The sequence below is a fragment of the Pseudomonas sp. AKS31 genome (genome assembly GCF_023634765.1).
Lineage (GTDB): Bacteria > Pseudomonadota > Gammaproteobacteria > Pseudomonadales > Pseudomonadaceae > Aquipseudomonas.
Window position 1 is genome coordinate 27099 of record NZ_JAMLFX010000002.1, and the last position, 26185, is coordinate 53283.

General features: G+C 59.8%; 27 protein-coding genes. 13 read left to right on the top strand and 14 right to left on the bottom strand.

Going from position 1 to position 26185, the window contains the following annotated elements; all coding sequences use genetic code 11:
* Positions 1–32 precede the first annotated feature (32 nt).
* The gene (locus M9827_RS06215) at positions 33–1148 is read right to left on the bottom strand and encodes an extracellular solute-binding protein (protein ID WP_284676796.1); all 1116 of its coding nucleotides are present in this window, start codon (positions 1146–1148) and stop codon (positions 33–35) included.
* Between the two features lie 110 nt (positions 1149–1258).
* On the opposite strand from M9827_RS06215, the gene M9827_RS06220 reads away from it, so the two are divergent.
* On the top strand, positions 1259–2032 hold the full coding sequence (locus M9827_RS06220; protein ID WP_250604293.1) for a LuxR C-terminal-related transcriptional regulator: 774 nt from the start codon (positions 1259–1261) through the stop codon (positions 2030–2032).
* A 132-nt stretch (positions 2033–2164) separates the two neighbouring features.
* Here the strand turns inward: M9827_RS06220 and M9827_RS06225 are convergent, their stop codons facing one another.
* On the bottom strand, positions 2165–3106 hold the full coding sequence (locus M9827_RS06225; protein WP_250604295.1) for a class I SAM-dependent methyltransferase: 942 nt from the start codon (positions 3104–3106) through the stop codon (positions 2165–2167).
* 199 nt (positions 3107–3305) lie between these two features.
* Between M9827_RS06225 and M9827_RS06230 the strand changes: the two genes are divergently transcribed.
* Both M9827_RS06230 and M9827_RS06235 read left to right on the top strand, forming a co-directional pair.
* Positions 3306–3719, top strand: coding sequence for a response regulator (locus tag M9827_RS06230; RefSeq protein WP_250604297.1), 414 nt, complete (start codon positions 3306–3308; stop codon positions 3717–3719).
* A 67-nt stretch (positions 3720–3786) separates the two neighbouring features.
* On the top strand, positions 3787–4455 hold the full coding sequence (locus tag M9827_RS06235) for an HAD family hydrolase (RefSeq protein WP_250604299.1): 669 nt from the start codon (positions 3787–3789) through the stop codon (positions 4453–4455).
* A 123-nt stretch (positions 4456–4578) separates the two neighbouring features.
* Here the strand turns inward: M9827_RS06235 and M9827_RS06240 are convergent, their stop codons facing one another.
* On the bottom strand, positions 4579–5238 hold the full coding sequence (locus M9827_RS06240; RefSeq protein ID WP_250604301.1) for a methyltransferase family protein: 660 nt from the start codon (positions 5236–5238) through the stop codon (positions 4579–4581).
* Positions 5239–5324: 86 nt separating this feature from the next.
* Entirely contained in the window at positions 5325–6221 is an 897-nt protein-coding gene (locus M9827_RS06245) for a LysR substrate-binding domain-containing protein (protein WP_250604303.1), read from the bottom strand.
* 112 nt (positions 6222–6333) lie between these two features.
* Here M9827_RS06245 and M9827_RS06250 point away from each other — a divergent pair, with 112 nt between their 5' ends.
* From M9827_RS06250 to M9827_RS06260, 3 genes are read left to right on the top strand one after another with little or no spacing between them, the layout of a single operon-like run.
* Complete coding sequence (locus tag M9827_RS06250) at positions 6334–7356, top strand: aldo/keto reductase (RefSeq protein WP_250604305.1); 1023 nt, start codon at positions 6334–6336, stop codon at positions 7354–7356.
* On the top strand, positions 7353–8150 hold the full coding sequence (locus M9827_RS06255; RefSeq protein WP_095048022.1) for an SDR family NAD(P)-dependent oxidoreductase: 798 nt from the start codon (positions 7353–7355) through the stop codon (positions 8148–8150). The genes M9827_RS06250 and M9827_RS06255 overlap by 4 nt, the downstream gene beginning before the upstream one ends.
* 21 nt (positions 8151–8171) lie before the next feature.
* The gene (locus tag M9827_RS06260; RefSeq protein WP_250604307.1) at positions 8172–8582 is read left to right on the top strand and encodes an SRPBCC family protein; all 411 of its coding nucleotides are present in this window, start codon (positions 8172–8174) and stop codon (positions 8580–8582) included.
* A gap of 130 nt (positions 8583–8712) precedes the next feature.
* Here M9827_RS06260 and M9827_RS06265 read toward each other — a convergent pair whose 3' ends face one another.
* Together M9827_RS06265 and M9827_RS06270 are read right to left on the bottom strand one after the other, a co-directional pair.
* Positions 8713–10107: a sensor histidine kinase gene (locus tag M9827_RS06265; RefSeq protein ID WP_250604309.1), complete on the bottom strand. Its 1395-nt coding sequence runs from the start codon at positions 10105–10107 to the stop codon at positions 8713–8715.
* Complete coding sequence (locus M9827_RS06270; RefSeq protein ID WP_007914996.1) at positions 10085–10768, bottom strand: response regulator transcription factor; 684 nt, start codon at positions 10766–10768, stop codon at positions 10085–10087. Before M9827_RS06270 ends, M9827_RS06265 begins: the two co-directional genes overlap by 23 nt.
* A 307-nt stretch (positions 10769–11075) precedes the next feature.
* Between M9827_RS06270 and M9827_RS06275 the strand changes: the two genes are divergently transcribed.
* The 4 genes from M9827_RS06275 to hcnC all read left to right on the top strand — a co-directional run bounded on the left by M9827_RS06275 (position 11076) and on the right by hcnC (position 15384).
* Positions 11076–12005 carry a hypothetical protein gene (locus M9827_RS06275; RefSeq protein ID WP_250604311.1) on the top strand — a complete coding sequence of 310 codons (930 nt, stop codon included), beginning with the start codon at positions 11076–11078 and terminating at the stop codon, positions 12003–12005.
* Positions 12006–12408: 403 nt separating this feature from the next.
* Positions 12409–12726 carry a cyanide-forming glycine dehydrogenase subunit HcnA gene (gene hcnA / locus M9827_RS06280; protein WP_250604313.1) on the top strand — a complete coding sequence of 106 codons (318 nt, stop codon included), beginning with the start codon at positions 12409–12411 and terminating at the stop codon, positions 12724–12726.
* Positions 12723–14132, top strand: coding sequence for a cyanide-forming glycine dehydrogenase subunit HcnB (gene hcnB, locus M9827_RS06285; RefSeq protein ID WP_250604315.1), 1410 nt, complete (start codon positions 12723–12725; stop codon positions 14130–14132). The genes hcnA and hcnB overlap by 4 nt, the downstream gene beginning before the upstream one ends.
* On the top strand, positions 14125–15384 hold the full coding sequence (gene hcnC / locus M9827_RS06290; RefSeq protein ID WP_250604317.1) for a cyanide-forming glycine dehydrogenase subunit HcnC: 1260 nt from the start codon (positions 14125–14127) through the stop codon (positions 15382–15384). Before hcnB ends, hcnC begins: the two co-directional genes overlap by 8 nt.
* Before the next feature lie 153 nt (positions 15385–15537).
* Here the strand turns inward: hcnC and M9827_RS06295 are convergent, their stop codons facing one another.
* The gene (locus M9827_RS06295; protein WP_250604319.1) at positions 15538–17346 is read right to left on the bottom strand and encodes a monovalent cation:proton antiporter-2 (CPA2) family protein; all 1809 of its coding nucleotides are present in this window, start codon (positions 17344–17346) and stop codon (positions 15538–15540) included.
* Between the two features lie 261 nt (positions 17347–17607).
* Here M9827_RS06295 and M9827_RS06300 point away from each other — a divergent pair, with 261 nt between their 5' ends.
* A complete protein-coding gene (locus tag M9827_RS06300) occupies positions 17608–18522 on the top strand; it encodes a LysR family transcriptional regulator (protein ID WP_250604321.1) in 915 nt (304 codons plus the stop codon).
* On the opposite strand, the gene M9827_RS06305 is transcribed toward M9827_RS06300, so the two are convergent.
* Positions 18512–19282 carry a substrate-binding domain-containing protein gene (locus tag M9827_RS06305; protein WP_250604323.1) on the bottom strand — a complete coding sequence of 257 codons (771 nt, stop codon included), beginning with the start codon at positions 19280–19282 and terminating at the stop codon, positions 18512–18514. The genes M9827_RS06300 and M9827_RS06305 overlap by 11 nt on opposite strands.
* Positions 19283–19294: 12 nt before the next feature.
* Positions 19295–20587, bottom strand: coding sequence for an MFS transporter (locus tag M9827_RS06310; RefSeq protein WP_250604325.1), 1293 nt, complete (start codon positions 20585–20587; stop codon positions 19295–19297).
* Positions 20588–21284: 697 nt separating this feature from the next.
* Between M9827_RS06310 and M9827_RS06315 the strand changes: the two genes are divergently transcribed.
* Positions 21285–21593, top strand: a complete 309-nt coding sequence (locus M9827_RS06315) for an RcnB family protein (protein ID WP_250604327.1) — start codon at positions 21285–21287, stop codon at positions 21591–21593.
* On the opposite strand, the gene M9827_RS06320 is transcribed toward M9827_RS06315, so the two are convergent.
* Positions 21590–22681 (bottom strand): sensor domain-containing diguanylate cyclase, encoded by a 1092-nt coding sequence (locus M9827_RS06320; protein WP_250604329.1) that lies wholly within the window; start codon positions 22679–22681, stop codon positions 21590–21592. The genes M9827_RS06315 and M9827_RS06320 overlap by 4 nt on opposite strands.
* Positions 22682–22844: 163 nt before the next feature.
* Here M9827_RS06320 and M9827_RS06325 point away from each other — a divergent pair, with 163 nt between their 5' ends.
* Positions 22845–23183, top strand: coding sequence for an FKBP-type peptidyl-prolyl cis-trans isomerase (locus tag M9827_RS06325; RefSeq protein ID WP_250605456.1), 339 nt, complete (start codon positions 22845–22847; stop codon positions 23181–23183).
* Positions 23184–23242: 59 nt separating this feature from the next.
* Here M9827_RS06325 and M9827_RS06330 read toward each other — a convergent pair whose 3' ends face one another.
* From M9827_RS06330 to M9827_RS06345, 4 genes are all read right to left on the bottom strand, one after another.
* Positions 23243–23578, bottom strand: coding sequence for a hypothetical protein (locus M9827_RS06330; RefSeq protein WP_250604331.1), 336 nt, complete (start codon positions 23576–23578; stop codon positions 23243–23245).
* Positions 23575–24813: an S-type pyocin domain-containing protein gene (locus M9827_RS06335; protein WP_250604333.1), complete on the bottom strand. Its 1239-nt coding sequence runs from the start codon at positions 24811–24813 to the stop codon at positions 23575–23577. The genes M9827_RS06330 and M9827_RS06335 overlap by 4 nt, the downstream gene beginning before the upstream one ends.
* A gap of 305 nt (positions 24814–25118) precedes the next feature.
* On the bottom strand, positions 25119–25388 hold the full coding sequence (locus M9827_RS06340) for a hypothetical protein (RefSeq protein ID WP_007915053.1): 270 nt from the start codon (positions 25386–25388) through the stop codon (positions 25119–25121).
* 2 nt (positions 25389–25390) lie between these two features.
* Entirely contained in the window at positions 25391–25771 is a 381-nt protein-coding gene (locus tag M9827_RS06345; protein ID WP_095118306.1) for a DUF6124 family protein, read from the bottom strand.
* Between the last annotated feature and the right edge of the window lie 414 nt (positions 25772–26185).

The window sequence follows — 26185 nt, forward strand, 5'->3', positions numbered from 1 at the left end:
CCCACAGGGTTTTGTGGAATATTCAAAAGGGGTTATTGGCCGTTCTTGACCTTGCTCCATACCCGCGTGCGCACGCGTTCGGTGGCTTTGGGCAAAGGCTCAAGCGTGTACAGCGTGGCCATCGCCGTGGCCGATGGATAAACCGCCGGGTTGTCCCGTGTGGCGGCGGCCACCAGCGCTGTCGCCGCGCGATTGCCATTGGGGTAGGACAGATGATCACTGACCGGCGCGATCACCTCGGGGCGCAGCAGATAGTCGATAAAGGCCAGCCCTTGCGGCCGGTTCGGCGCGTCCTTGAGCAGTACCAGCGTGTCGAACCACACCGGCGCGCCTTCCTTGGGCAGGCTGTAGGCGATCTTCACGCCGTTGTTGGCTTGCTCGGCATTGGTCTTGGCTTCGAGCATCGCGCCCGACCAACCCACCGCCACGCAGATGTTGCCGTTGGACAGATCACTGATGAATTTCGACGAGTTGAAGTAGGCAATGTGCGGGCGCAGTTTCAGCAACAGCGCTTCGGCTTTTTTATAGTCTTCTGGATCGGTGCTGTTCGGTGGCAAGCCGAGATAGTGCAGGGCGACCGGCAGCATCTCCGATGGCGAATCAAGCATCGCCACACCGCACTGGTCGAGTCTGGCGAGGTTGTCTGCGTTGAACACCAGGTCCCACGAATCCACCGGCGCCTTGTCGCCTAACGCCGCGCGCACCTTGTCGACGTTGTAGCCGATGCCGTTGGTGCCCCACAGGTACGGCACCGCGTATTGATTGCCGGGGTCGTTGTTGGCCAGTTTCGCCAGCAGATCGGCATCGAGACTCTTCCAGCCCGGCAGTTGCTCGCGCGGCAGCGGCGCGAGGGCGCCGGCCTTGATCAGCGTCGGCAGGCTGAAGTTGCTCGCCACCACCACGTCGTAGCCGCTGCGGCTGGTCATCAGTTTGCCTTCGAGGACTTCGGCACTGTCGAAAGTGTCGTAGACCGGCTGGATACCGCTGTCGCGCTGGAAATCGTGGAGGGTGGTCGGGCCGATGTAGTCGTACCAGTTGTAGACGTGCACGCTCGGCGCGTCGGCGGCCATGGCGATTGAGCTGGCGCTGAAACCGGCCAGCAGGCCCAGTTTTATGCTGAGGTTGATACAGCCACGGTGACCACGCATGATGCGGCACTCCTGGCCTGTGCAGGCCGGTGATGAACAGGAGTGGTCAGCCTATCGGGCCGGTCACGCTTGACCCATTCCCATCATGGGTTACTCAAAAGGGGTAGTGCGTGGACGCGTTGCTGCAGGAACTGCCAGTGCATCAAAGCCTGGCGCGGGTATTTGCCGGAGTCGGTCAGGACGGTTTCTGGCGTGCGCTGGTGGACACGTTGCGGCTGCTGGTGCCGCTGGACAACGCGCTGGTGGCGCTGATGAAGGCCGGGCAGGCGCCGCAGTTGCTGATCGACTTCGACAGCAAGGGCCACGCGGACGAACAAGAGGAGCTGGCCGGTTACAGCGCCGGCATGTACCTGCTTGATCCGTTCTATCAAACCGCGTCGACCGGTATTGCCGACGGCTTGCACAGCCTGGCCTCGGTGGCCCCGGACCAGTTTCTGCACAGTGAGTATTACCAGAGTTACTTTCGTTCGGTGGTGGGCGAGGACGAGTTGCAGTTCATGATCAACGTCGAGGGCGGCGTGCTCGGTTTGTCATTGGGCCGTTCGACGCCGTTCGACATGGCCGAGCAGGGCCGGTTGCTGTGCGTGCGTGACTGGGTGTTGGCGGCGATGCGTCGGCATGCGCAATTGCTGCCGCCGCAAGGCGCGGTGGCGGAAACGCTGGTCGGTGATCTGGCGACCCTGCTTGACCGCTTCGATGCACGGCTGACGGTGCGCGAAGTCGACACCGCGCGGCTGATCTTGCAGGGCTTCTCCAGCAAGGCGATGGCCCAGCAGATGGGCATCTCGCCGGAGACGGTCAAGGTGCATCGGCGCAACCTGTATCACAAGCTCAATGTCACCGGGCATGGTGAGTTGTTTGCGCTGGTGTTGCGCCAAAACTGACCTTGCCCATTGCTCAGTGCACGATATCCAAATGTAGGAGCTGCCGAAGGCTGCGATCTTTTGATCTTGTTTTTAAAAGCAAAATCAAAAGATCGCAGCCTTCGGCAGCTCCTACAGGGGATCTTCGGGGTTTCAGGGGGTGCGCTGGAAGACTAAAGCCTTGAGGCCGCTTTCAGGGTCAATGTCCGGAAACTCCGGCGGATTCTCCAGCCGCTCTACAAAGCGCAGGCTCGGCGCTTCCTGGGTCACGCCATCAATCAGAAAGTCCGGACCAAACGCCGGATCATTCATGCACGCCAGCACGGTGCCTTGCGCCGTGAGCAATTCCGGCAAACGACGCAGCACGCGCTGGTAATCCTTGGTCAGCAGGAAACTGCCTTTCTGGAACGACGGCGGATCGATGATCACCAGGTCATACGGGCCGCTGTTGATCACCTTGCCCCAGGACTTGAACAGGTCGTGGCCGAGGAAGCTGACTTTACTCAGGTCATGGCCGTTCAGACGATGGTTGTCGCGGCCCCGGCTCAGGGCGGCGCGGGACATGTCCAGATTGACTACATGACTGGCGCCACCCTCGATGGCCGCCACGGAAAAACCGCAGGTGTAGGCAAACAGATTGAGCACGCGTTTGCCGCTGGCCTGTTCGCGCACCCAGTTGCGCCCGTAACGCATGTCGAGAAACAGTCCCGCGTTCTGTTTGCGCCCCAGGTCGACGCGGTACTGCAAGCCGCCCTCGACAATGCTCATTTCGTCGATCTCTTCACCGAGCAGCCATTCGGCAGTGCTCTGCGGCAAATAGCGATGCTGGATCAGCAACGTGTGTGCGCCAGACTGTTTCCATCCGGCGGAACCGGTGAGTTCCAGCAGCAACGCTTTGAGGTTTTCCAGTTGCTCAGGCGCCGGTTCCTTGAACAGCGACACCAGCAGCACGCCTTGCAGCCAGTCCACGGTCAACTGCTCCAGCCCGGCCCAGCAGCGGCCGCGCCCGTGAAACAGGCGACGGGTTTCGCTCGGTGCGGCCGCGAGGGCCGGCAGCAGGTGGGCGTGGAGGGTGGCGAGGGCTTCAGGGTTCATCGGTCGGGATCGGCAAGCAAAAGGGCCGGCATTTTAACCACAAATACGCCGTCGCGAACGATTGCCGCCGAGGGGCAAAAACCGCCTTTCGCAAAAGACCTGTATCAAAAATGAATTTCTGCAGAGCCCGCTGCTCATACCAGTTAAGCAGCGGATTCGAGCCGCTAAATTGTTAATGCAATTCAGGGAGTGTCAGTTCATGAGCCCAACACCGACGCCGAGCGCGCACCTTCCTGGCGGGTTGATTCTGGTGGTTGAGGACGATCCGTTGATTCTGGAGTTTCTTTGCGAAATTCTTCAGGAGGAAGGTTTTAAAGTCGAGCCCCATACCAGCGCAGATGAGGCCAAACTTTATCTCGACGAGCATGCGCAGGAAGTGGGGCTGCTGCTCACCGACATCACCATGCCTGGCAAAATAAACGGGGCCGGTCTGGCCAACCTGGTCGGCGACCGCTGGCCGGATAAACCGGTGATGGTCATGTCCGGCTATGAAACGCCCGAAACCTCAGGGGTCAAGCATCCGGTGGCGTTCATCAAAAAGCCTTGGGCCATTGGGCAGTTGCTCGACTGCGTTGACAGTGCTTTCAAGTCCAAGGCACCGCGCCTGCACTGACCCTGGGTGAATCGAGCGGGCAAGTGCTACATTGCCCGCCCGGTCTTTTGCCAGAGGATGCGACCCTTTGTCTGCTCACGACGCTTTATTCAATCGCGCGTTCGGCGCGTTTCTGTTCGACATGGACGGCACCGTCCTCAATTCCATCGCCGCCGCCGAGCGGATCTGGGCAGCCTGGGCCGTGCGCCATGGCGTCGATGTGGAAACCTTTCTGCCGACCATTCATGGTGCGCGCGCGATCGACACCATCACCCGCCTGAACCTGCCGGGGGTGGATGCCGAGGCACAAGCGGCGTTCATCACCGCGGCGGAAATCGAAGACGTTGAAGGCATTGTCGAGATTCCCGGCGCGGCGGCGTTTCTCAACAGCCTGCCCGCTGATCGCTGGGCGATGGTGACGTCGGCGCCACGGGATCTGGCGTTGCGGCGCATGGCGGCGGCAGGGATTCCGGAGCCCGCAGTGATGATCACCGCGGAAGATGTGAAGGCCGGCAAACCTGATCCGGCCGGTTATTTACTGGCGGCCAAACGCCTTGGTCTGGACGCGCGTGATTGCCTGATTTTCGAAGACGCCACGGTCGGTATTCAGGCTGCCGAAGCCGCCGGTGCGCCGTTGATGATCATCACCACGACGCATCAGCATCCGCTGGAAACAGCCCATGCGACGCTGGCCAGTTATGCTGCAGTGCAGGTCAAAGTCGACAGCGACGGCCAGCTTCACCTGCAAAAAAACTGACACAACACAGCCCCTGTGGGAGCTGGCTTGCCAGCGATGAGGCCCTGTCAGTCACTATAAATTTGACTGAACCACCGCTATCGCTGGCAAGCCAGCTCCCACAGGGGATGCGGTGGTTTTCGGTCAGTAAACACCAGGCACCAAACGCCAGCTCCGTGCGCAGTAAGCCTCGTACTCTGCGCCAAACTGCGCCCGCAGCAGGGCTTCTTCCGAATGAATCCGGGCAATCAACGGGATCAGCGTCAGCGCTGCCAGTATCAAGCCAACCACCGAACGAAATGCTAATGCCCAGCCCACGGCATTGATCACCAGCCCTAGATAACTCGGATTGCGCAGCCGTTGGTAAATGCCATCGGTCACCAAGCGATGCCCCGGTTGAATCGCCACCAGTCCGCTGAACCGCCGTCCCAGCACAAACACCGGCCACAACCGCAGCACGCCACCGATGATAAACAGCAGCGCGCCGAGCCAGCGCACGCCTTCTCCGCCCAGCGTCCAGAAGTTGACCCGGTCGCAATAGGCCGGCAGAAAACCACTGACCAGGCCGATCACACCAAACGCCGGAATCACCCAGCGATTGGCGCGGTCTTCACGCTCGCCAGCGCTGAGGTTGACCTCGCTGAACAGCGAAGCGATCACCATGGCCACTGTCGCCAGTGCGACAATTACCAGCGAACCGTGGGAAAAGAACATCGCCACACCGCCAATGCCCCACACCGCCAGGCCGAGGTAGGCGAGGGTGGCGAGTACCGCGACGACGGTCATTTGTGCGGACATTCTCATGGTCAACTCACGGCTGGGGGCGTATCCGATGAGTGTAGATCCACCGCAAAACCTGTGGGAGCGAGCCTGCTCGCGAAGGGGCCATGTCAGTCAGCAGATACCTTGTCGTCAGTCAGGACTTTGCGGAAGGTCTCGACCAACGGCCGCAAATTGATCCGGTGCCACGCCGCCCACAATGGCGTGGTCAAGGTCAGCCACGGCAGTTCGCGCAACACCACGCCCGGCGGTGAGTTATGGCTCAACCCCTTTTGAATCATCGCAATTCCCAGCCCCGACGCGACCAACCCCAGCGCGGTAAACGGTTCGGTGGCCTGCATGCGCACATCGGGGGTGAAGCCGGCGCGGATGCAGGCGCTGACAAACTCATCGTTGGCGTCCTGACGCGGCTGCACGCCGATCCATTCCTGATCGGCCAAGTCCTGCGGGCTCAAAACAGTTCGCTGCGCCAGCGGATGCTGTTCCGGCAACGCCAGCAGCATCGGGTCATCGAGCACCTGGAAACTCAACAGATCCGCATCGTCATCGGTCGGCGGCTCGCTCACCAGCGCGATATCGAGACTACGCTCTCGCAAGCCTTCCAATTGCTCGGTGGAACTGAGGTTGTACAGCGCGACGTGGACGTTGGGACGATCGGCGCGCAACACGCGCAAGGCATTGGGCAGAACCCCGGCGTGCATGGCGTTCTCGATATAGCCGATGCACAAACCGCCTTCTTCGCCACGGCCCAGACGTTTGCCGAGGGATTCCAGGCGATTGGCGTGGGTGAGCAGGGCGCGGGTTTCGGCGAGGAAAGTCTGGCCGTCGCGGGTCAGGCGAATGCGTTGCTGACTGCGCTCGAACAACGTCAGGCCCAGGCGCTCTTCGAGCTGGGCGATCTGTCGGCTCAGGGGCGACTGGGAAATATGCAGCCGTTCGGCGGCGCGGCCGACGTGTTCTTCCTCGGCGACCACGACGAAGTAGCGCAATTGGCGGATGTCGATCATGTCAGACCTATAGGGACTCAAGTGCTGCGCATTATGTCTTGGACGGTCTCGGTGTCGCCATCTAGGATCTGCTCAACGGTCACGCAGACCCCGAACCTATGAGGACAATCCAATGAGCTTGAAAGACAAACTGCCCGGGCAACTGGGCTTCGGCACTGCGCCACTGGGCAACATGTTCCGCGCCATTCCCGAAGAAGAAGCGCAAGCCACTGTGCATGCCGCGTGGGATGCCGGTGTGCGCTACTTCGACACTGCGCCGTTCTACGGCTCCGGTCTGTCGGAGATCCGCCTCGGCGAGGCTTTGAAGCAATACAAGCGCGACGACTACGTGCTGAGCAGCAAGGTCGGCCGGGTGATTCTCGATGAAGTGGAAGACGCTGCCGCCCGCGATCTCGGCGAAAAAAGTGGCGTATTCGAACACGGCCTCCCGAACAAGATCGTCAACGACTACAGCGCCGACGCCACCCTGCGCTCGATCGAAGACAGCCTCAAACGCCTGCAAACCGATCGCCTCGACATTGTCTGGGTGCACGACATCGCGCAGGACTTCTATGGCGATCAATGGCTGGAATACTTCAATCAGGCCCGCACCGGCGCCTTCAGAGTCCTCACCCGGTTGCGCGAAGAAGGCGTGATCAAAGGCTGGGGCCTGGGCGTGAATAAAGTCGAGCCGTGCGAGCTGACCCTCGACCTCAGCGAAGCGCAGCCGGATGGCTTCCTGTTGGCCGGGCGCTACACGCTGCTGGATCACGAGCGTCCGCTGCAACGGTTGATGGATGCGGCCCGTGCGCAGAACGTTGAAATCGTTGTCGGTGGCCCTTACAGCTCAGGCATTCTCGCTGGCGGCTCGCATTTCGAATACCAGCAGGCCAGCCCTGAGGTCATCGCCAAAGTGGAGCAGATCAAACGCGTCGCCGCCGCTTACAACGTCGATATCAAAGCCGCCGCGCTGCAGTTTTCGCTGGCCAACCCCGCAGTCGCTGCGGTGATTCCCGGGGCGAGCAAACCCGGTCGTATCGCTGAAGATGTCGCGGCGTTGTCGGCGATCATTCCTGCCGGTTTCTGGCAGGCGATGCGCGACGCCCAACTGGTTTCCGAACGTGCACCATTGCCAATCGATGAGGTGAAAGCATGAAGATTGATCTGAGTGGAAAACTGGCCATCGTCAGCGGCAGCACCGCCGGCATTGGTCTGGGCATCAGCCAGTCGCTGGCCGAATCCGGCGCCACCGTGGTGGTGATCGGCCGCGATACGGCCAAGGTCGAGCAGGCGCTGGCGAGCATTCGGCAGAAAGTGCCGGGGGCACAATTGCGTGGTTTGACTGCGGATCTGGGCACGGCCGAAGGCGCGCAAAAACTCTTCGCCGCTGAGCCGCGTGCCGACATTCTGGTGAACAACCTCGGCATCTTTAATGACGTCGATTTCTTCGATACGCCGGACAGCGAGTGGACGCGCTTCTATGAGGTCAATGTGATTTCCGGCGTGCGCCTGGCGCGGCATTACGTGCCAGCGATGGTCGAGCAGGGCTGGGGCCGGGTGATCTTCCTGTCTTCGGAATCCGGCGTGGCCACGCCAGCCGACATGATCAACTACGGCGTGACCAAAAGCGCCAATCTGGCGGTGTCCCACGGTCTGGCCAAACGTCTGGCTGGCACCGGGGTCACCGTCAATGCGATCCTGCCGGGGCCGACCTTCACCGACGGCCTGGAAGACATGCTCAAGGAGGCCGCCGCCGAATCCGGGCGCAACCTGCGCGATGAAGCCGACGCCTTTGTGCGCAAGGCCCGCCCGACCTCGATCATCCAGCGCGTGGCGGACGTTGAAGAAGTCGCGCACCTGGTGACCTACATCGCTTCGCCGCTGTCCTCGGCCACCACTGGCGCCGCGTTGCGCGTCGACGGCGGCGTGGTCGACAGCCTGACCATCTGAATTCTGGAGAGACGTTTATTTATGCCAACAGCATCTGCAACCATCGATATTCCGGCCTCGGCCGATCAGGTCTGGCAATTGATCGGCGGCTTCAACACGCTGCCCGATTGGCTGCCGTTTATTCCCAACAGTGAGCTGAGCGACGGCGGCCGTGTGCGCACCCTGCAAACCGCTGACGGCGCGGTGGTGATCGAGCGACTGCAAGCGTTCGACAACGCAGCGAAGACTTACAGCTATTCGATCGAACAGGCACCGTTCCCGGCGACTGATTACCTGGCGACGATCAAGGTCGAAGCCCAGGGGCAGGGCGCACGGGTCACGTGGTCGGGGCGTTTCAACGCCAAAGGCGTGAGCGATGAGGAAGTGGTGGCGTTGTTTAACGGCATCTATCAGGGTGGCCTTGAGGCACTTCGCGCCAATTACCCAGCTTAATCATCCACCACAATAACCTGTGGGAGCGAGCCTGCTCGCGAAGAGGGACTGTCAGGCAACATTTTTGTTGAATGACACACCGCTTTCGCGAGCAGGCTCGCTCCCACATTGATGGCTTTCCAGTGGGGAATCAGGAATTTTCGATCAGGCTCTGCCGGCAATCCAACACCAGTTTTGCCCCACCGAGATCACTGCTGCCGACTTCAAGACTGAAGCCATGCAAGCTGACAATCGCCGCCACAATCGACAGCCCCAAGCCAAAGCCACCTTGCGGCTGCCCACCCTCGGCGCGATAGAAACGCTGGAACACCGCCTCACGCTCAGCCTCTGGAATTCCCGGCCCTGAGTCGTGGACTTCAATCCGCGTCTGCCCACCGGCGTTCACCCCGCGCAGCATCACCGTGCCGCCCGGGGGGGTGAACTTGATCGAGTTGCTCAACAGATTCGCCAGCGCCTCGAACAGCAACGCTCGATCACCGTTGAGCGGCGGCAGGGTTTCCGGCATGTTCAGCTCGAAACGCAGCTCGCCTTCTTCGGCCAGTGGCAGATAAAACGCATGCAGTTCTTCCAGCAATTGCACCGGGTCGAGCTGGACAAAACCTGAACGGCGCTGGCGATCTTCCAGTTCGGAAATCCGCAACAACCCGCGAAACCGCGCCATCAGCGTGTCCGCTTCGGCCAGCACCAGATCCAGTTGCGCTGCTTCCTGCGAGCCTTCGCCGGCCTGTTGCTGCATGCGATACAACTGCGCGCGCAGGCGCGTCAGTGGCGTGCGCAGATCATGGGCAATGTTGTCGCAGACGCCTTTGACTTCATTCATCAAGCGCTCGATGCGCTCCAGCATGGCGTTGACGATGGCCGCGAGCATGTCCAGTTCATCGCGGCGATTGGACAGTGGCAAACGGTGGGTCAGGTCGCCGGCAACAATCGCCTGGGCGCTGTCCTGAATCGCCCGGATGCGTCGCAACGGCCGACGGCGCAGCAAATGCCAACCGGCAATCCCCGGCAGAATCGTCAGCGACACGCCCCAGAACAACGCATGCAAAATGATCCGCGTGACGGCGAACAGCGAGCCGTTGTCGCGCAGCAACACCAGCCAGCGACCGTCGCGGGTTTGCGTGGCCACCGCGTCGCAGCTGTCATTGGGCAGGGTCGGGTCATCGGAATCGGCGCATTCGGCGAGCATGTGGATCTTGCCGTCCAGCGGCAAGCCTTCGGGGATCTGCTGCAACGCGCCACCTAGATAGACGCCTTGCGCATCGAACAGGCCGTAGGCGTCGATGCCGCGAATGTCGAAGGTCATGCTGGCGGCGAGGGCGTCTTCCAGTTGTTCGCCGCGAAAGTGCGAAAACAGGTGCTGACGTTGCATCAGCGAGTGTTTGGCGAGGTTGTCGAGGTAGCCGGAGACCTCGTAATACATGACCCCCATGAGGATCGCGCTCCAGGCCACGAACAGCGAACTGTACAGCGCCAGCAAACGGCTGCTGGAGGAGCGCCAGCCGTCAGACGGGTTCGGCAATGACATAGCCCGAGCCCCGTACCGTGCGGATCAGCGGCACATGGCCGGCGGCGTCGATCTTCTTGCGCAGACGGCCGATATGCACGTCGATCAGGTTTGTGCCAGGGTCGAAGTGATAGCCCCAGACCTCTTCGAAAATCATCATCCGCGAGAGGATCTGGCCACTGTTGCGCATGAGGAATTCGAGCAGCTTGTACTCGGTCGGCAGCAGCGTCAGCACTTGTTCGGCGCGGCGCGCTTCGTGGCTGATCAAATCCAATTCGAGGTCGGCCACCTGCAGCGTTGTCGCCTGAGTGGCGCCGCTGTTCTGCCGGCGCAGCAACACTTCAACGCGCGCGGCCATTTCATCGGTGGCGAACGGTTTGGTCAGGTAATCATCACCGCCAGCGCGCAAGCCGCGCACGCGCTCATCGACATCGGAGAGGGCGCTGATCATCAGTATCGGCGTGGCCACGCCCATGGTGCGCAAGGTGGTGACGATGGCCAGGCCATCAAGTTCGGGCAACATGCGGTCGAGGGTAATCAGGTCGTAATTGCCGCTCACGGCGCGGTCGAGGCCTTCGCGGCCATTGTCGACCCAGTCGACCTCCAGTCCGTGGCTGCTCAGTTCGGCGACGATTTCCCGGGCGGTCACGGCGTCGTCTTCGATGGTCAAGATACGAGTCATAGGCAGGCCTGCTGATCGGTTCAAACGGAATGGCAGCATTTTGCCAAGAAATTCCGCTGACGCTTTAAATTAACTTTCATGTTCACCTGTCACAAACGCAGATTTGCAGCGCTATTGATACTTGGGGCCAATGCATAAAACCCGCTGTTATCCGGCCGTTGTTGCAATTTGCAAGGTCTGAGGAAGTTCATTCTTTCTAAATATCTGAAATATAAGGGTTTATTTAATTTGTTCGACTGGCACGGTCGCTGCAATTCCTCTGCTGACGAGTTGTAACACCATTTTTCATGCCTGGAGCAGAACAACAATGAATAGATCCTCTGATGGGTTTTATCCCGCCGTTGAAGAGTCGAGCAGCGTTTCGGGAGTGTCCTGGGGCGCGATCTTCGCCGGTGCTGCGGCTGCCGCGGCACTGTCGATGATTCTGGTCCTGCTCGGATTCGGTTTGGGTTTCTCTGCCGTTTCACCGTGGGCCGGAGAGGGCGTCAGCGCCAAGGGCCTGGGCATTTCGACGATTGTCTGGCTGGCACTGACGCAAATCATCGCTTCCGGCATGGGGGGCTACATCGCCGGTCGCCTGCGGGTGAAGTGGGCGAACATGCACGGTGACGAAGTGTATTTCCGCGACACCGCGCACGGCTTCCTTGCCTGGTGCGTGGCTACATTGGTTACCGCAGTGCTGGTGGTCGGTTCGGTCAGCAGTGTAATCAGCGGTGGTGTGCAGGCCGGTGCCAGTGTCGCTGGCGGCGCAGCCAGTGCCATGACCCAAGCGGCCGGTACGGCTGCGGCGAACACCGACAGCAATCAGTACGGTTACTACATCGACAGCCTGTTCCGCGATGACCGTCCGGCCTCCGTCAGCGATGATGCAGCCCATGGGGCCGTGGCCCGCATCTTCGCGCAAAGCCTGGCCAACGGTCAGTTGAGTGCCGAAGACCGTACCTACCTCGCGCAACTGGTCGCCCAACGCACCAACCTGACTCAGGCCGATGCCGAGCGTCGCGTCGATGAAATCTACGCCCGCACCCAGAAAGCCCTGGCCGACGCCAAAGTCAAAGCGCAACAAGCCGCCGACACCGCTGCGAAAGTCGCTGCCTGGACCTCGCTGTGGATGTTCGTCTCGCTGTTGGCCGGTGCCTTCTTCGCCAGCCTCGCGGCCACTTTCGGCGGTCGTCGTCGGGATGCCGTCGAGTACGTAGAAGTCGAGACTTACACCACGACCACTCCAGTCCGTTAAACAAGGAGCATGACCATGCGCTCACTACTGCTGTTTTTCCTCGGCGTACCGATCCCGATCATCATCCTGATCGCCCTGTTCGTACACTGATTGCTCGATTGAGGCGCATGCCTCGGCCGTTTCCACCTTCGGGTGGAAGCGGCTTTTTGCTTTCTGGCGACCTCGTTGGACAATCCAACCGCTTCACTGGCCTGGATCAATATTTCGTCGGGCGATATCGCCTAACGTAAATGTTCCAGGCCTTTGCTGAGGTATGAACTACAGTGCTTCTCGCGCACCTTGTTGCGCTGACGAAGTAGCTGCGTCGACGCATCAATCACAGCCACAATAAATGCGTCGACACGGAGTAGTGCAGCAAGGAGCTGACACCACCTCAACCGAACCCTCACGGATGAACATTGCAATGCACTGCCTAGAAAGAACCTTCGATATCCAGCCGTTGGCGCAGGCGGACATGACCGTCCACATCAACGGTCAAGCGGTCACCGCCGCCATCGGCGAAACCGTCCTCAGCGTTATCCAGTCCCTCGGCGTGCGCCAGGTCGCACGCAACGATCACAACCAGATCACCGGCGCCTATTGCGGCATGGGCGTGTGCCAGTGCTGTCTGGTGAAAATCAATGGCCGGCACAAACGCCGTGCCTGCCAGACCGTGGTGCGTGATGGCATGCAGATCGAAACCCAGGTCAATCGCATCACCCCGCAAGAGGGGGCTGTATGAGCCAGCAACCGGTAATCGTCGGCGGCGGCCCGGCGGGGATGGCGGCGGCCATTGAACTGGCGCGCCACGGTGTGCGCTGCACTTTGCTCGAAGAAGCTTCGCGCCTTGGCGGCGTGGTCTATCGCGGGCCACTGCGTGACGGCGTGCAGCTGGATTATCTCGGCCCGCGTTACTCCGAAGCACTGGGCAAACTGCACGGTGATTTTCAGGAGCAGGCCGGGCTGATCGATGTGCGCCTCAACCATCGCGTGGTCGGCGCCGAAGGCACTCGTGCGCTGGTGGTGCTGGATGGCGACGAACAATTGCACGAGATCGAGTATCCGCAGTTGCTCCTGGCTGCCGGTTGCCATGAACGCAGCGTGCCGTTTCCCGGCTGGACATTGCCGGGGGTGATCATGCTCGGCGGTCTGCAACTGCAAATCAAAAGTGGTGTGGTCAAGCCGCAGGGGCCGGTGATCATCGCCGGCACCGGGCCGTTGCTGCCGCTGGTGGCGACGCAGTTGCATGCCTCGGGCGTCAGCGTCGCGGGCGTGTATGAGGCCTGCGCGTTCGGCAAGATTGCCCGCGAAAGTCTGGCGTTGCTGAACAAGCCGCAGCTGTTTCTTGACGGTTTGAGCATGCTTGCCTACCTGAAATTGCACGGCATCCCGATGAATTACGGCTGGGGCGTAGTCGAAGCCCACGGCGAGGGCGAGCTGAAAAGCGTCAGCGTCGCGCCGTACTCGGCCACTTGGGAACCGGACATGAGCCGCGTCGAGCGCTTCGAAGCCAAGACCCTGGCGGTCGGTTACGGCTTTATTCCGCGCACCCAACTGAGCCAGCAAATGGGCCTGGATCACGGCTTCAGCGACGACGGTTATCTGCGCGCCAACTCGAATGTCTGGCAGCAAAGCAACGAACCCCACGTGCACCTGGCCGGCGATATGGGCGGGATTCGCGGCGGTGAAGCGGCGATGCTCGCCGGCAAGATCGCCGCCACCTCGATTCTGCTGCAACGTGGCGTGCTCGAAGAAGAATTGGCGCGTGTGCGTCGCGACCGCTACTTGAGCAAACTCAAAGCCATCGTGCGTTTCCGCGCGGCGGTGGATCGCTACACCGAACGTGGCGTCGGCCAGACCGCATTGCCCGCCGCCGACACGGTGATTTGCCGTTGCGAACACGCGACCCGCGCCGACATCGACCTGGCGCTGGAGCAGGGCGTGCAGGACATCGCCAGCCTGAAAATGCGCACCCGCGTGAGCATGGGCGATTGCCAGGGGCGCATGTGTGTCGGCTATTGCAGCGACCGTTTGCGTCAGGCCACCGGCCGCAAGGACGTCGGTTGGCTGCGTCCGCGTTTCCCGATCGATCCGATTCCTTTTTCCGCGTTCCAGTCCGTCGGCACGGAGGCCTCTGCCCATGAGTAAGTTTTATGACGTGATCATTGCCGGCGGCGGCGTGATCGGGGCGTCCTGCGCCTATCAATTGTCCAAGCGCAAAAACCTCAAGATCGCGCTGATCGATGCCAAACGTCCGGGCAACGCCACCCGTGCTTCGGCCGGTGGTTTGTGGGCGATCGGTGAGTCGGTCGGCCTCGGTTGCGGGGTGATTTTCTTCCGCATGATGTCAGCCAACCGTAAACGCGAAACCCAGGGCGCGGCGGTGGCCGTGGACGCGAGCACACCGCACATTCTGCCGGAGTCGTTCTTCGAGTTTGCCTTGCAGTCCAACGCGCTGTACCCGGCGCTGCACCGTGAGCTGAAAGACAACCACGGGATGGATTTCAAGTTCGAAAAGACCGGATTGAAATTCGTCATTTATGACGACGAAGACCGGCTCTACGCCGAGCATATCGTCGGTTGCATTCCGCACCTCGCTGATCAGGTGCGCTGGCTCGACCAAGCGGCGCTGCGTGAGTCAGAGCCGAGCGTCAGCCATGAAGCACGCGGGGCGCTGGAGTTTCTCTGCGACCATCAGGTCAGCCCGTTCCGCCTCGCCGATGCCTACATTGAAGGCGCGCGGCAGAATGGCGTCGACATCTTCGTCAACACCAATGTCACTGGCGTGTTGCATCACGGCAGCCGTGTGACCGGTGTGCAGACGGTCGAGGAGGGCGTGTTCCACTGCAAGACGCTGATCAACGCCGGCGGTGCCTGGGCGGCGGATCTGAGCGAATGGGCGACGGGTATTCGTATCCCGGTGAAGCCGGTGAAGGGCCAGATTCTGCTGACCGAGCGCATGCCGAAGATCCTCAACGGCTGCCTGACCACCAGCGACTGCTACGTGGCGCAAAAAGACAACGGCGAGATCCTGATCGGCAGCACCACCGAAGACAAAGGCTTCGACGTCACCACCACCTACCCGGAAATCGCCGGGCTGGTGCAGGGCGCAGTGCGGTGTCTGCCGGAGCTCAAGGATGTCAATTTGAAGCGCACGTGGGCGGGCTTGCGTCCGGGCTCACCGGATGAGTTGCCGATACTCGGGCCGATGCGTGGGGTGGAGGGGTATCTGAATGCCTGCGGGCACTTCCGCACCGGGATTCTGACCTCGGCGATTACTGGTGTGTTGCTGGACAAACTGGTCAACGATGAACCGCTGCCGCTGGATATCACGCCGTTCCTCGCGGATCGGTTTGCAGTGGCGCCGGTCAAGCAAGCGTCCGAACTCGAGCTGGCCTGACACGACCCCCAGTAGGCCGTCGCCTGCAAGGGTATTTTTGAGCTGACAAAATCAATGTAGGAGCTGCCGAAGGCTGCGATCTTTTGATCTTGTTTTTTAAGAGCAAAATCAAAAGATCGCAGCCTTCGGCAGCTCCTACAGGATTCCTATACATCAGGTGTTGCGTGATTCCTCTTCCAGTTGGTCGGATTCGAACAACCGCGCCAGTTCCGCCCGGGCTTCCTGGGCGGTTTGCAGGACTTTCGCCGCGTCGTCGTAGATCGCGTGTTGCGCCTCCAGCACCTGTTCGTCGTGGTGCTTGAAGCGCTTGATCCGCGCATCGGCCTGGGCCTGGGTCAAACCGAGGCCGACCAAGGTGCGCCGGCTCATTTCCAGGCTGGAGTAATAGGTCTCCCGAATCGCCTCCGCGCCAACATCGACCAAGCGGTGCACATGCTGACGGTTACGCGCCCGGGCGATGATCTTCATGTGCGGATACAGCTTGCGCACCACTTCGGCGGTCTTGATGTTGGTCTCCGGATCGTCCGTGGCAATCACGAAATATTCCGCCTCACCGGCCTTTGCCGCATGGAGGATTTCCGCGCGCATCGGGTCGCCGTAGAACACCGGCACACCGCCGAAACTGCGCGACAGCTCAATTGTTTCCACCGAGGTGTCCAGCGCGACAAATTTGATGTTCTGCGCCCGCAGGATCCGCGCCACGATCTGGCCCATCCGGCCCATGCCGGCGATCACCACACGCGGGGTGTCAGTGTCGATCTGACGGAATTTTTCCGGCACTTCCACCGGCTGCACTTTCGGGCTGACCAGCCGCGCGCAGATCAACAGCAGTAACGGCGTGACCGCCATCGACAGGGTAATGGTCAGCACCAGCAAGTCGTACAGACGCGGCTCGAACAGGCCCTGATCGCGACCGATCTTGAACACCACGAAGGCGAACTCACCACCGGCCGCCAATACGATACCGAGGCGAATCGCACTGACCTTGTTCAAGCCACCGGCCAGACGCCCGACGACAAACAGCAGCGGCAATTTCAAACCGATCAGCAACAGCGTCAGCCCCAACACAGTAATCGGCGCACTCAGCAGCAAGCTGAGGTTGGCGCCCATGCCGACGCTGATGAAAAACAGCCCGAGCAGCAGGCCCTTGAACGGTTCGATCTGCGCTTCCAGTTCATGGCGATATTCCGAATCCGCCAACAGCAAACCGGCAAGAAACGCCCCCAGCGCCATCGACACGCCGACCAGATCCATCAACCACGCCGTGCCGATCACCACCAACAACGCTGTGGCCGTCGACACTTCCGGCAGACCGGTTTTCGCCACCACGCGGAACACCGGACGCAGCAGATATCGGCCACCGACCACCACCACCGCAATGCCGCCAAGCACTTGCAATGCGTGATTCAGACTCTCGGCGTTGCTGGTGGCGTGCGCACCACCGGCCAGCATCGGCACCAGCGCAATCAACGGGATCGCGGCGATGTCCTGGAACAGCAGAATCGCAAACGCCAGCCGCCCGTGGGGGCTGGTCAGTTCCTTGCGTTCGGCCAGACTTTGCAGACCGAATGCCGTCGAGGACAGCGCCAGACCGAGGCCGAGCACAATCGCGCTGTTCAGCGGCTGACCAAACACCGACAACGCCAGCACGCCTATCACCGATGCGGTCAGCAGCACCTGCGCCAGCCCGACGCCGAACACCGATTTGCGCATCACCCACAAGCGTCGCGGCGACAGCTCAAGGCCAATGATGAACAGCAGCAACACCACACCGAGTTCGGAAATATGCGCCACGCTCTGCGGATTGCCGATCAGGCCCAGCACCGACGGGCCGATGATCACCCCGGCAAACAGATAACCGAGCACGGCACCCAATTGCAGACGTTTGGCCAAAGGCACGGTGAGCACGGCCGCGAACAGAAACACGACGGCGGCTTGCAACAGATTGCCTTCATGGGGCATGGGGGTTACTCCTGACAACGGTACGGCGGGGGCGACAAGGATAAGGGCTACAGCGACTTTTCATCCACCGAAGATCCCCTGTAGGAGCTGTCGAGTGCAACGAGGCTGCGATCTTTTGATCTTGCTTTTGCCCCCAAAGAATCAAGATCAAAAGATCGCAGCCTGCGGCAGTTCCTACAGGGGATCTTCATGTGGTCTGTAATAAGTTGCATCAATTGGTTACATTTATAACCTCTGCAAATCAATCCTCCGAGTCCCGCCATGGCCATCAACTTCGACCTCAACGACCTGCAAGCTTTTCGCGCCGTGGTCGAGCAGGGCAGTTTCCGCAAGGCCGCCGACACCGTGCGCCTGTCGCAACCAGCGCTGAGCCGGCGCATCGAAAAGCTCGAGGATGCCCTCGGCGTGAAACTGTTCGAACGCACCACGCGCAAGGTCAGCCTGACCCAGGCCGGGCGCGGATTCATGCCCAGTGTCGAACGCTTGCTTGATGATCTTGACGTGGCGTTGCTGGGTATCAGCGAAGTCGCATCGACGCGTTTGGGCCACGTCACCGTTGCCTGCGTGCCTTCGGCGGCCTACTACTTCATGCCCCGCGTGGTCGCGCGCTATCACCAGCAGTTTCCGCGGATCAAAGTCAAAGTGCTCGACTCCAGCGCGCACGATGTCTTGAGTGCGGTGGTCAATGGCGAGGCGGATTTCGGCTTGAGTTTTCTCGGCACGCAGGATGCCAAAGTCGAGTTCGAACCGCTTGTGCAGGAGTGCTACGTCGTCGCTTGTCGACGCGATCATCCGTTGGCCGGGCGCAGCAGCGTGACGTGGGATGAGTTCTATCAGCAGGATTACATCTCGCTGGACAAGACCTCCGGCAACCGCTTTCTGCTCGATCAGGCGTTGAGTAGCGTGGTGCCGCAGCGTTCGAGCATCTGCGAAACCCGGCATGTGACGACGATGATCGGTCTGGTGGAGGCGGGGCTGGGTGTGGCGGCGGTGCCGCTGATGGCGATGCCGGGGCCGGATCATCCGATCCTGACGCGGGTGCCGCTGACCGATCCGCAAGTGATGCGCAGTGTCGGCATCATCAAGCGCCGGGGTCGGACGTTGACCCCGGCGGCATTGGAACTGGAGCGGCTGGTGGTGGAAATGAAAGTCCAGCCGCCTACGATCAGCGCTTGACCGAGTCCAGTCCGGTGGCCTGCACATCAGCTTGCGCGGCAGGTGCGGCGAGGTAAGCGAGCAGCGCTTTGGCCTCTTCTGGATGCTGCGCGCCGACCGGAATCCCGGCGGCAAAACGCGTCACCGACTGCACCGATTCCGGAATCTTTGCCACGAAACTCACGCCCGGCACTGGCAGCAATTCGCTGACCTGCTGGAAGCCCAGTTGATAGTCGCCGGTAGCAACTACCGAACCTACGGGGACTTTCGGAATCATTTTGGACTTCGGCTTCAAATGCTCTTCGATGCCCAGTTTCTTGAACAATTGCTGCTCGATGTACACGCCGCTGGCGCTGTCGGAGTAGGCCACTGACTGCGCGTCGAGCAAGGTTTTTTTCAGGCCGTCGACGCTGCTGATGTCCGGTTTCGGCGCGCCTTCGCGCACCACCAGGCCGATCCGCGAATCGGCCAGCTCAACGCGCGAGGCCGGGTCGACCTTGCCTTGCTTGATCAGGTCATCGAGGGCGTAGCCGACCATGATCACCACGTCGGCGTGTTCACCGCGCGCGAGGCGATTGGGGATCGCTTCGGGGGCTTTGCCCATCGATGGGCCAAGGCTGGTGGTCAGGGTGTTGCCGCTGGCGGCAGCGAATTTCGGCCCGAGAATCTTGTAGGCGGCAGTGAAACCCCCGGAGGTCATCACGCTCAATTCTTCGGCCTGGGCCGCGAGGTTGAACGCAAGACCGGCGAGCAGGGCGGAGACAGTAAACAGTTTTTTCATGGCGAGTTTTCCTCAGGCCGCGACAGGTTGCAGACGACCACCGGCACGGCGGTACAGATAAAGAGTGGCGCACAAAGCGCAGAGCGCGCCGATGCTCATCCAGTAACCCGGTGCGGCTTTGTCGCCGGTGTACTGAATCAGGAAGGTCGACATCGCCGGGGTGAAACCACCGAAAATCGCCGTGGCCAGGCTGTAGGCGAGAGAGAAACCGGCAACCCGCACTTCCACCGGCATGATCTCGGTCAGCGCCGGAATCATCGCGCCGTTGTACAGGCCGTAGATAAACGACAGCCACAACAGCGACAGCAGCATGTGGCTGAAGCTTGGCGCCTGCACCAGGTACGACAGCGCCGGGTAGGTGGTGGCCAGGGCCAGCAGCGACATGGCGATCAGCACCGGGCGACGGCCGATACGGTCAGACAACAGGCCGCCAATCGGCAGCCAGAAGAAGTTCGACACACCGACCAGCAGGGTCACCAGCAGTGCATCGGAGGTGCTCAGGTGCAGCACGGTTTTGCCGAAGGTCGGTGCGTACACGGTGATCAGGTAGAACGCGGTGGTGGTCAGCGCGACCATCAACATGCCGCCGAGTACCACACCCCAGTTCTGGCCGAGGGTGCGGAACACTTCGCCCATGCTCGGACGGTGTTTGCGTGCGGCGAACTCTTCGGTTTCCGCCAGGTTACGGCGCAGGAAAAAGATGAACGGCACGATCATGCAACCGACGAAAAACGGAATCCGCCAGCCCCAATCGGCCACCACATCCGGCGCCATCCACTGGTTCAGCCCGTAGCCCAGCGCGGCAGCGACAATGATCGCCACTTGCTGACTGGCCGACTGCCAAGCAGTGAAGAAACCTTTGCGACCCGGCGTGGCGATCTCGGCGAGATACACCGACACACCGCCCAGTTCCGCGCCGGCCGAGAAGCCTTGCAGCAAGCGCCCGATCAACACCAGTGCGGGTGCAAACAGGCCGATGCTTTCGTAACCGGGCACCAACACAATCAAGATCGTGCCGCTGGCCATGATCGACAGCGTGACGATCAAACCTTTGCGCCGCCCGACATCATCGATGTACGCACCGAGCACGATGGCGCCCAGCGGACGCATCAAGAAACCTGCGCCGAACACCGCAAAGGTCATCATCAGGGAAGCGAACTCACTGCTCGCCGGGAAGAACACCGCCGCGATTTGCGTGGCGTAGAAGCCGAACAGGAAGAAGTCGAACTGCTCGAGGAAGTTGCCCGAGGTCACCCGGAAAATGGCGCCGGCCCGCGAGCCGTTGTGTGGGATTGAGGCTGTCATAGAAAAGTACTCCACCGCTTTTATGACGTGCGCGACGGGAGGGCGGCGCACGGTTTTTATTGAGGCGGATGGTGGCGCAGATGTAACAATCTGTTAATTGCATTGTTGGCATGGATTGATGTGCAAAGTGGATCAATCCGTCTATGCCGATACCGCAGACCATTGTGGGAGCGAGCCTGCTCGCGAAAGCGGTGGCCCAAGCAATGAAGATGTCGAATGTGCCGACGCCATCGCTGGCAAGCCAGCTCCCACATTTTCTACGGTGTGCCTACTGATTTTGCCGACACCACAAAACCCTGTGGGAGCTGGCTTGCCAGCGATGGCGGTTTGTCAGGCAATGAGATGTTGAATGTGCAGGCCCCATCGCTGGCAAGCCAGCTCCCACAGTTTCATCGGTGTGCCCACTGTTCCTGCAACACCACAAAACCTTGTGGGAGCTGGCTTGCCAGCGATGGCGGTTTGTCAGGCAATGAGATGTTGAATGTGCAGGCCCCATCGCTGGCAAGCCAGCTCCCACAGTTTCATCGGTGTGCCTACTGTTCCTGCAACACCAACAAACCCTGTGGGAGCTGGCTTGCCAGCGATAGCGGCCTCACAGACAACTACAATCCCCAGCCAGCACACGCAAAAAAACAAGGAATGTTTCCCGAACCCGGCAGTCCGAGTTCAGGTAGCACACATCTCAGGAGGTTCACCGATGAACAGCAAAACCCTAATCGCCAGCCTGGCCCTCGTCGCCGGCATTGCCGGGATCAGCCCACTTGTTCAAGCGGCGCAAACCTCGAATGAACAAGCCGTCCAATCCCCGACCAGCGACCGCGAACTGAAGGTCAACGACCGTGCGCCTGAAATGTATCAGCGCAAGGACAAGGCCCTGCAAAACTGGAAAGCCAAAGGCCTGAAAGCACCGATCGACCAGGCGCAGTGGGTGCAGATCAACGACAAGTACGTGATGGTGATGATCACCAACGGTACGATTGTCGAGATGAAACCGGTCGAGCGTTAAGAGCGGATCTCAAAGCCCTGCGCCTGCACCCGCGCGGGGCTTTCTCCACCCAATCGATACTGATTATTACCACTGCGCTTGGCCTCATACATCGCCAGATCGGCGATGTGCAGCAACCGATCCATCGCCGTCGCATGATCCGGAAACACCGCCACCCCAAGGCTGGTGCCGATGTGGCGCTGGTCGTTGCCGATGCTGATCGGTGGCGACAGTTCGATGAAGATTTTCTGGCAGATGCTGCGAGCTTCGTCCTGCAAACTCAGGCCTGGGGCCAGGTCTTGCAGGATCACCACGAACTCATCGCCGCCAATGCGCGCAACGGTATCGGTGGCGCGCAGGATGCGTTTCAGCCTAGTGGCCGTGGTGATCAGCACCCGGTCGCCGGCGGCATGGCCGTAGCGGTCGTTGATGGTTTTGAAACCGTTGAGGTCGACGAATACCAGCGCCACGCGAGTGTTGGTTTGTCGGGCGTGATCCAGTGCTTCGGACAAACGTTGTTCCAGCACCAGGCGATTGGGCAGGCCGGTCAGCGGATCGAAGTGGGCGAGGTGTTGCAGGTAGCTGGCCGAGGCTTTTTCTTCGGTGATGTCGCGCACCACACCCATCATTTTGACCACCGCGTCGTGGTCGTTGCGCACCACGTTGCCGGTTTCCCGCAGCCAGCGAATCGTGCCGTCGGGCCACACCACGCGGTATTCCTCATCGTGGTTTTCGCCGGTTTCGAGGCAACGCAGTTCGCCTTCGCGCACCTTGATGCGGTCATCGGGATGGACACAAGAACAGAACAACGCATAGCACGGTGTGATCTCGCCGATCTTGAAGCCGAACATGCCGTAAATCGCATCCGACCAGTACAGCCGATCCGTGTCGACTTCCCAGTCCCAGGTGCCAATGCGCGCAAAGTACTGGCTGCGCTTGAAGCGCTCGACGTCGCCGTCCTGATGAATGCGCTGACCGTCGGTGACCCGCGTCAGCAGATCCCGGTACTGCGCAAGCTGCCTGCGCAAATCGCGTTCGCGCCACAGCAGCAATGCGATGACGGCGAGCATGATCACGCCCACGGCAAGGCTGATCCAGAACAGAGTCATTCGGGCTTTGCCAGCATGGGAGATTGATCCGAGAAGTAGTGGCGGTTGGCTATGTTAATGCTTCAATGCTCGGTTCGGATACCACGTTGATCGTTGCTTGCAGGTTGCCAATCCACTGCATTTCTGGGAAAACGGCGGCCGGCTGAACAATAGAGTGAATGTTATGAATGATGAACTGCAGGTAATCGATCTTCAGATCGGCGAAGGCAAAGCCGCCGTCAAAGGCGCGCTGATCACCACCCAATACAGGGGTTGGCTGGAAGACGGCAGCGAGTTCGATTCTTCCTACAGCCGTGGCAAACCTTTTCAGTGTGTGATTGGCACGGGGCGGGTGATCAAGGGGTGGGATCAAGGTTTGATGGGGATGCAAGTGGGTGGCAAGCGTAAATTGCTGGTGCCGGCGCATCTGGGGTATGGCGAGCGAACGATGGGCAAGATCCCGCCGAATTCGAATCTGGTGTTTGAGATTGAGTTGTTGGAAGTGTTGACGCGGGAGGATTGAGATTTGGGGTGTCGATTTGGATGAAGTTCGTTACTTCATCCAAATGTAGTCAGGGGAGGTCAGGTGAATACGTCTATATCGTCAAGCGTGTCTTCGATGATCCCCTGCAAAGAAGGATGTGTTCGCCTAGCCGACTCAAGTGCCGAAAAAACAGTTTCTGTATCCACTTCGCCATGTCGGCGAGCGATGTGCCCGAGTGCAGTAGCCGCAGCGGCCACAATTGTTTCGGTTTTGCTGGTGAGGTATTTCAGGCAGATGTCCTGAGCCCAATTTCTATCGGTTTCATTCAGGCCAATGGATACGAGTGCGGCGATTACGTTTGCATCCGTGTCGCTGGCAAGGAGTCTTATGGCCTCGTCATGGCTTATGGATGGGTCTTGATAGATGAGGCTCACTTTGTATCTCCCAGGACTCTGCCTTTGTTGTCTACTTTTTTAGCCTTGATCAGCGCATTTTTCATATCTTGGTGAAGTTTATCCCATGGCCTTACGTGGCCGTGGTAGACATCTCCACCCGTGCGATCGAAGACGACTAGCTCATTTGTTTCTGGATCAATTCCGATTCTACGTGGTGATGTAGGTTTGACCTGAACCGAGTTTTCTAGCGCTTCCTGACCATTGGTTGGTCCTTTACTTTTTATGGATGTATCTGTTTTGCCGTGGTAGCTGGCTGCATCGAACTCAAGCGCCAAAACAATGTAAAGGGGTTTAATTCCCGAGTTTGCAGGAAAAACAAGGATGAAATCTCGGTACTCAGGCGGGTAAGCCGGATTAACGATGATCTTGTCTGCTTGCTCAGTCGGCGGGTAAATCCAGATCTGGGGTATTTGCGGTGCGCCTTCCAGCGGTGGAATTTTCGATGTACCGCTGGTGTCTACGGCGGGAGTCCAAATCAGTGTTGCCCCATTGCCGAAATCTGCGACTTGCTGGGTGCCTCGCTTCACGAACCGTACGACAGGAATCATCTCCCAATCGCTGCGCGTCTGGGTGTTGTACCCATATCCTTTCAAGGTGCCGTCTGCCTGTTGTTCTAAACGCAATCGGACACGAGTGCGACCTTTCTCAACTGATTTAAGTTGTTCTTCTGTGTATAGCGAACTGTCGCCCAAACTCGAAGGCCAAAGCAGAGCAACCATGCCGAGCAATGCACCAGCGACAACACCTCCCGTCACTGCACTTGCACCACTCACTGCACTTGCGCCTGGGCTTGCAGTGGTAGTCGTAGCTAATAAAAGCGTTCCTGCCGCAGCTGGAAAATTACGGCCTCCTACTTTTTTCAGCGGGATGTTGCCAGCAGTGTCTCGTTCGCGGCCGCCCAACAAAGACAACTCTCCAAAATCAGCCAACTTCTCGACCGGAATAAATCCGGTACTACTGACATGGTTGATTACACCATCCGGAAGTTGGCAGCTTTTAGCGAACACGCAACCTTTTGCATCGGGCATAGGCTGTTGTGGCTGTTTGATTTGGCTATTTTCGTAGGCTTGCTGTCTGGCAAGCATGTCGTCATAGGCGGTTTGTCTAGCTTCCCGCTCTGCCAACTCGCTGTCGGTCATGTAGCGGCTAGTGATGTGGTGTCCGTCACCGGCCGGTGGATTTTGAACCCGAGGTCTGTCTGTCTTTCGCGCCATGAGCGTCCTTGTTCTATCGTCAGAAAACGATGCGGACGCTAAATGAATGGGTATTTGATAGATGTAGGAACGGTCTGAAATTGCGACCGTTGTTACAAGTGTAAAAAATGAGGATTGATGCTTAAAAGGTACGCCAACTCGCTCGGGCCTTCCTATGGTCTGGTTTTCAGATATTTGTTAGCAGAAAGGAAGCCATCGCGAGCAGGCTCACTCCTACAGTTGATCGCGGATGCTCATGGGATTTGAGTGCACCGCAGATCCAGTGTGAGAGCGAGCCTGCTCGCGAAGAACGATCACGCGGTCAATCAGGCTGCGTGGGCCATTTCGGCCAGTGTGTCGGCCACGGTTTTTTGCAGTGAGGGGAACCGGCGGGTTACGCGGCGCAGTGCGGGTAGCACGGCGTCGATTTCCAATTCATCGAGTTGGGGAAGGACGGTGACGGCGGAGGCGACGATGGTTTCACGTTCGCTTTCGAACAGCACCAGGCAGGCGTTCTGTGCCCAGCGTCCGTCCCGTTCGTTGAAGCCCATGGCCACCAGTGCCGCGACGACTTGTGCATCTGTTTTGTTGGACATGGTTATTGCCTCAGGGCGGGTTCGATTTTGTCGAGGGCGCGGTTGACCGCGAGTTCGCCGAGCATGACCACTTGCTGGATGCCGAGCACGGTGTTGCGGTAGGGCGAGTCGAGCAGGGCGGCGAAGTCGCTGAGCATGACGCTGGCCGAGGCCATGGACTCGCAGGCGTGGGCCATGAGGTCTTCGGCGCCGGTGTTCGGGTCGACGAGGAACATCGTGCTGGGTTTGCGCGGTGGCGACGGCGGTGTGGGTTTCAGGTAATGATCGAGGGCGCGTTCGGCGGCTTCGTGGAGTTTTCTGGAGCCTGGTGTGGAATAGGGGGACGTTGGATTTGGATCGATTTCCGCGTCTGTTTCGGGCGGATTTGGCGTGATTTTGAACATGGTGTAGTTTTCCAAAGTGATGCTGACACCACCTCGCGACTAAACGAAAAGGTGGCAGCTATACGCAGGTTAGTCGACCGGGAACTCCACCAAAACCGGCGCACCCGAAGGCGCCCTGCGCACAGCTACCATTGAGTGAGGTATCGAAATACCTACTGTCTGGAACGTTGTGCAGTTTAAGTGGATTACCGAGCGACTAAACCCGATCACTGAACATTCAGTGACGCGAACCAAGTTACCGGCAGCCCCCAAGCCGCACAAGCCGGCGGATTCTGGCGTAGTTGTAGGCAAAGGCGCAAGGCGCTGTAGCCTTGTGGCTGATGTCTAAATGATGCTGCGTTTGACTGGACGCCTTCGCGAGCAGGCTCGCTCCCACCTTTGAAATGCGTACCCCTGTGGGAGCGAGCCTGCTCG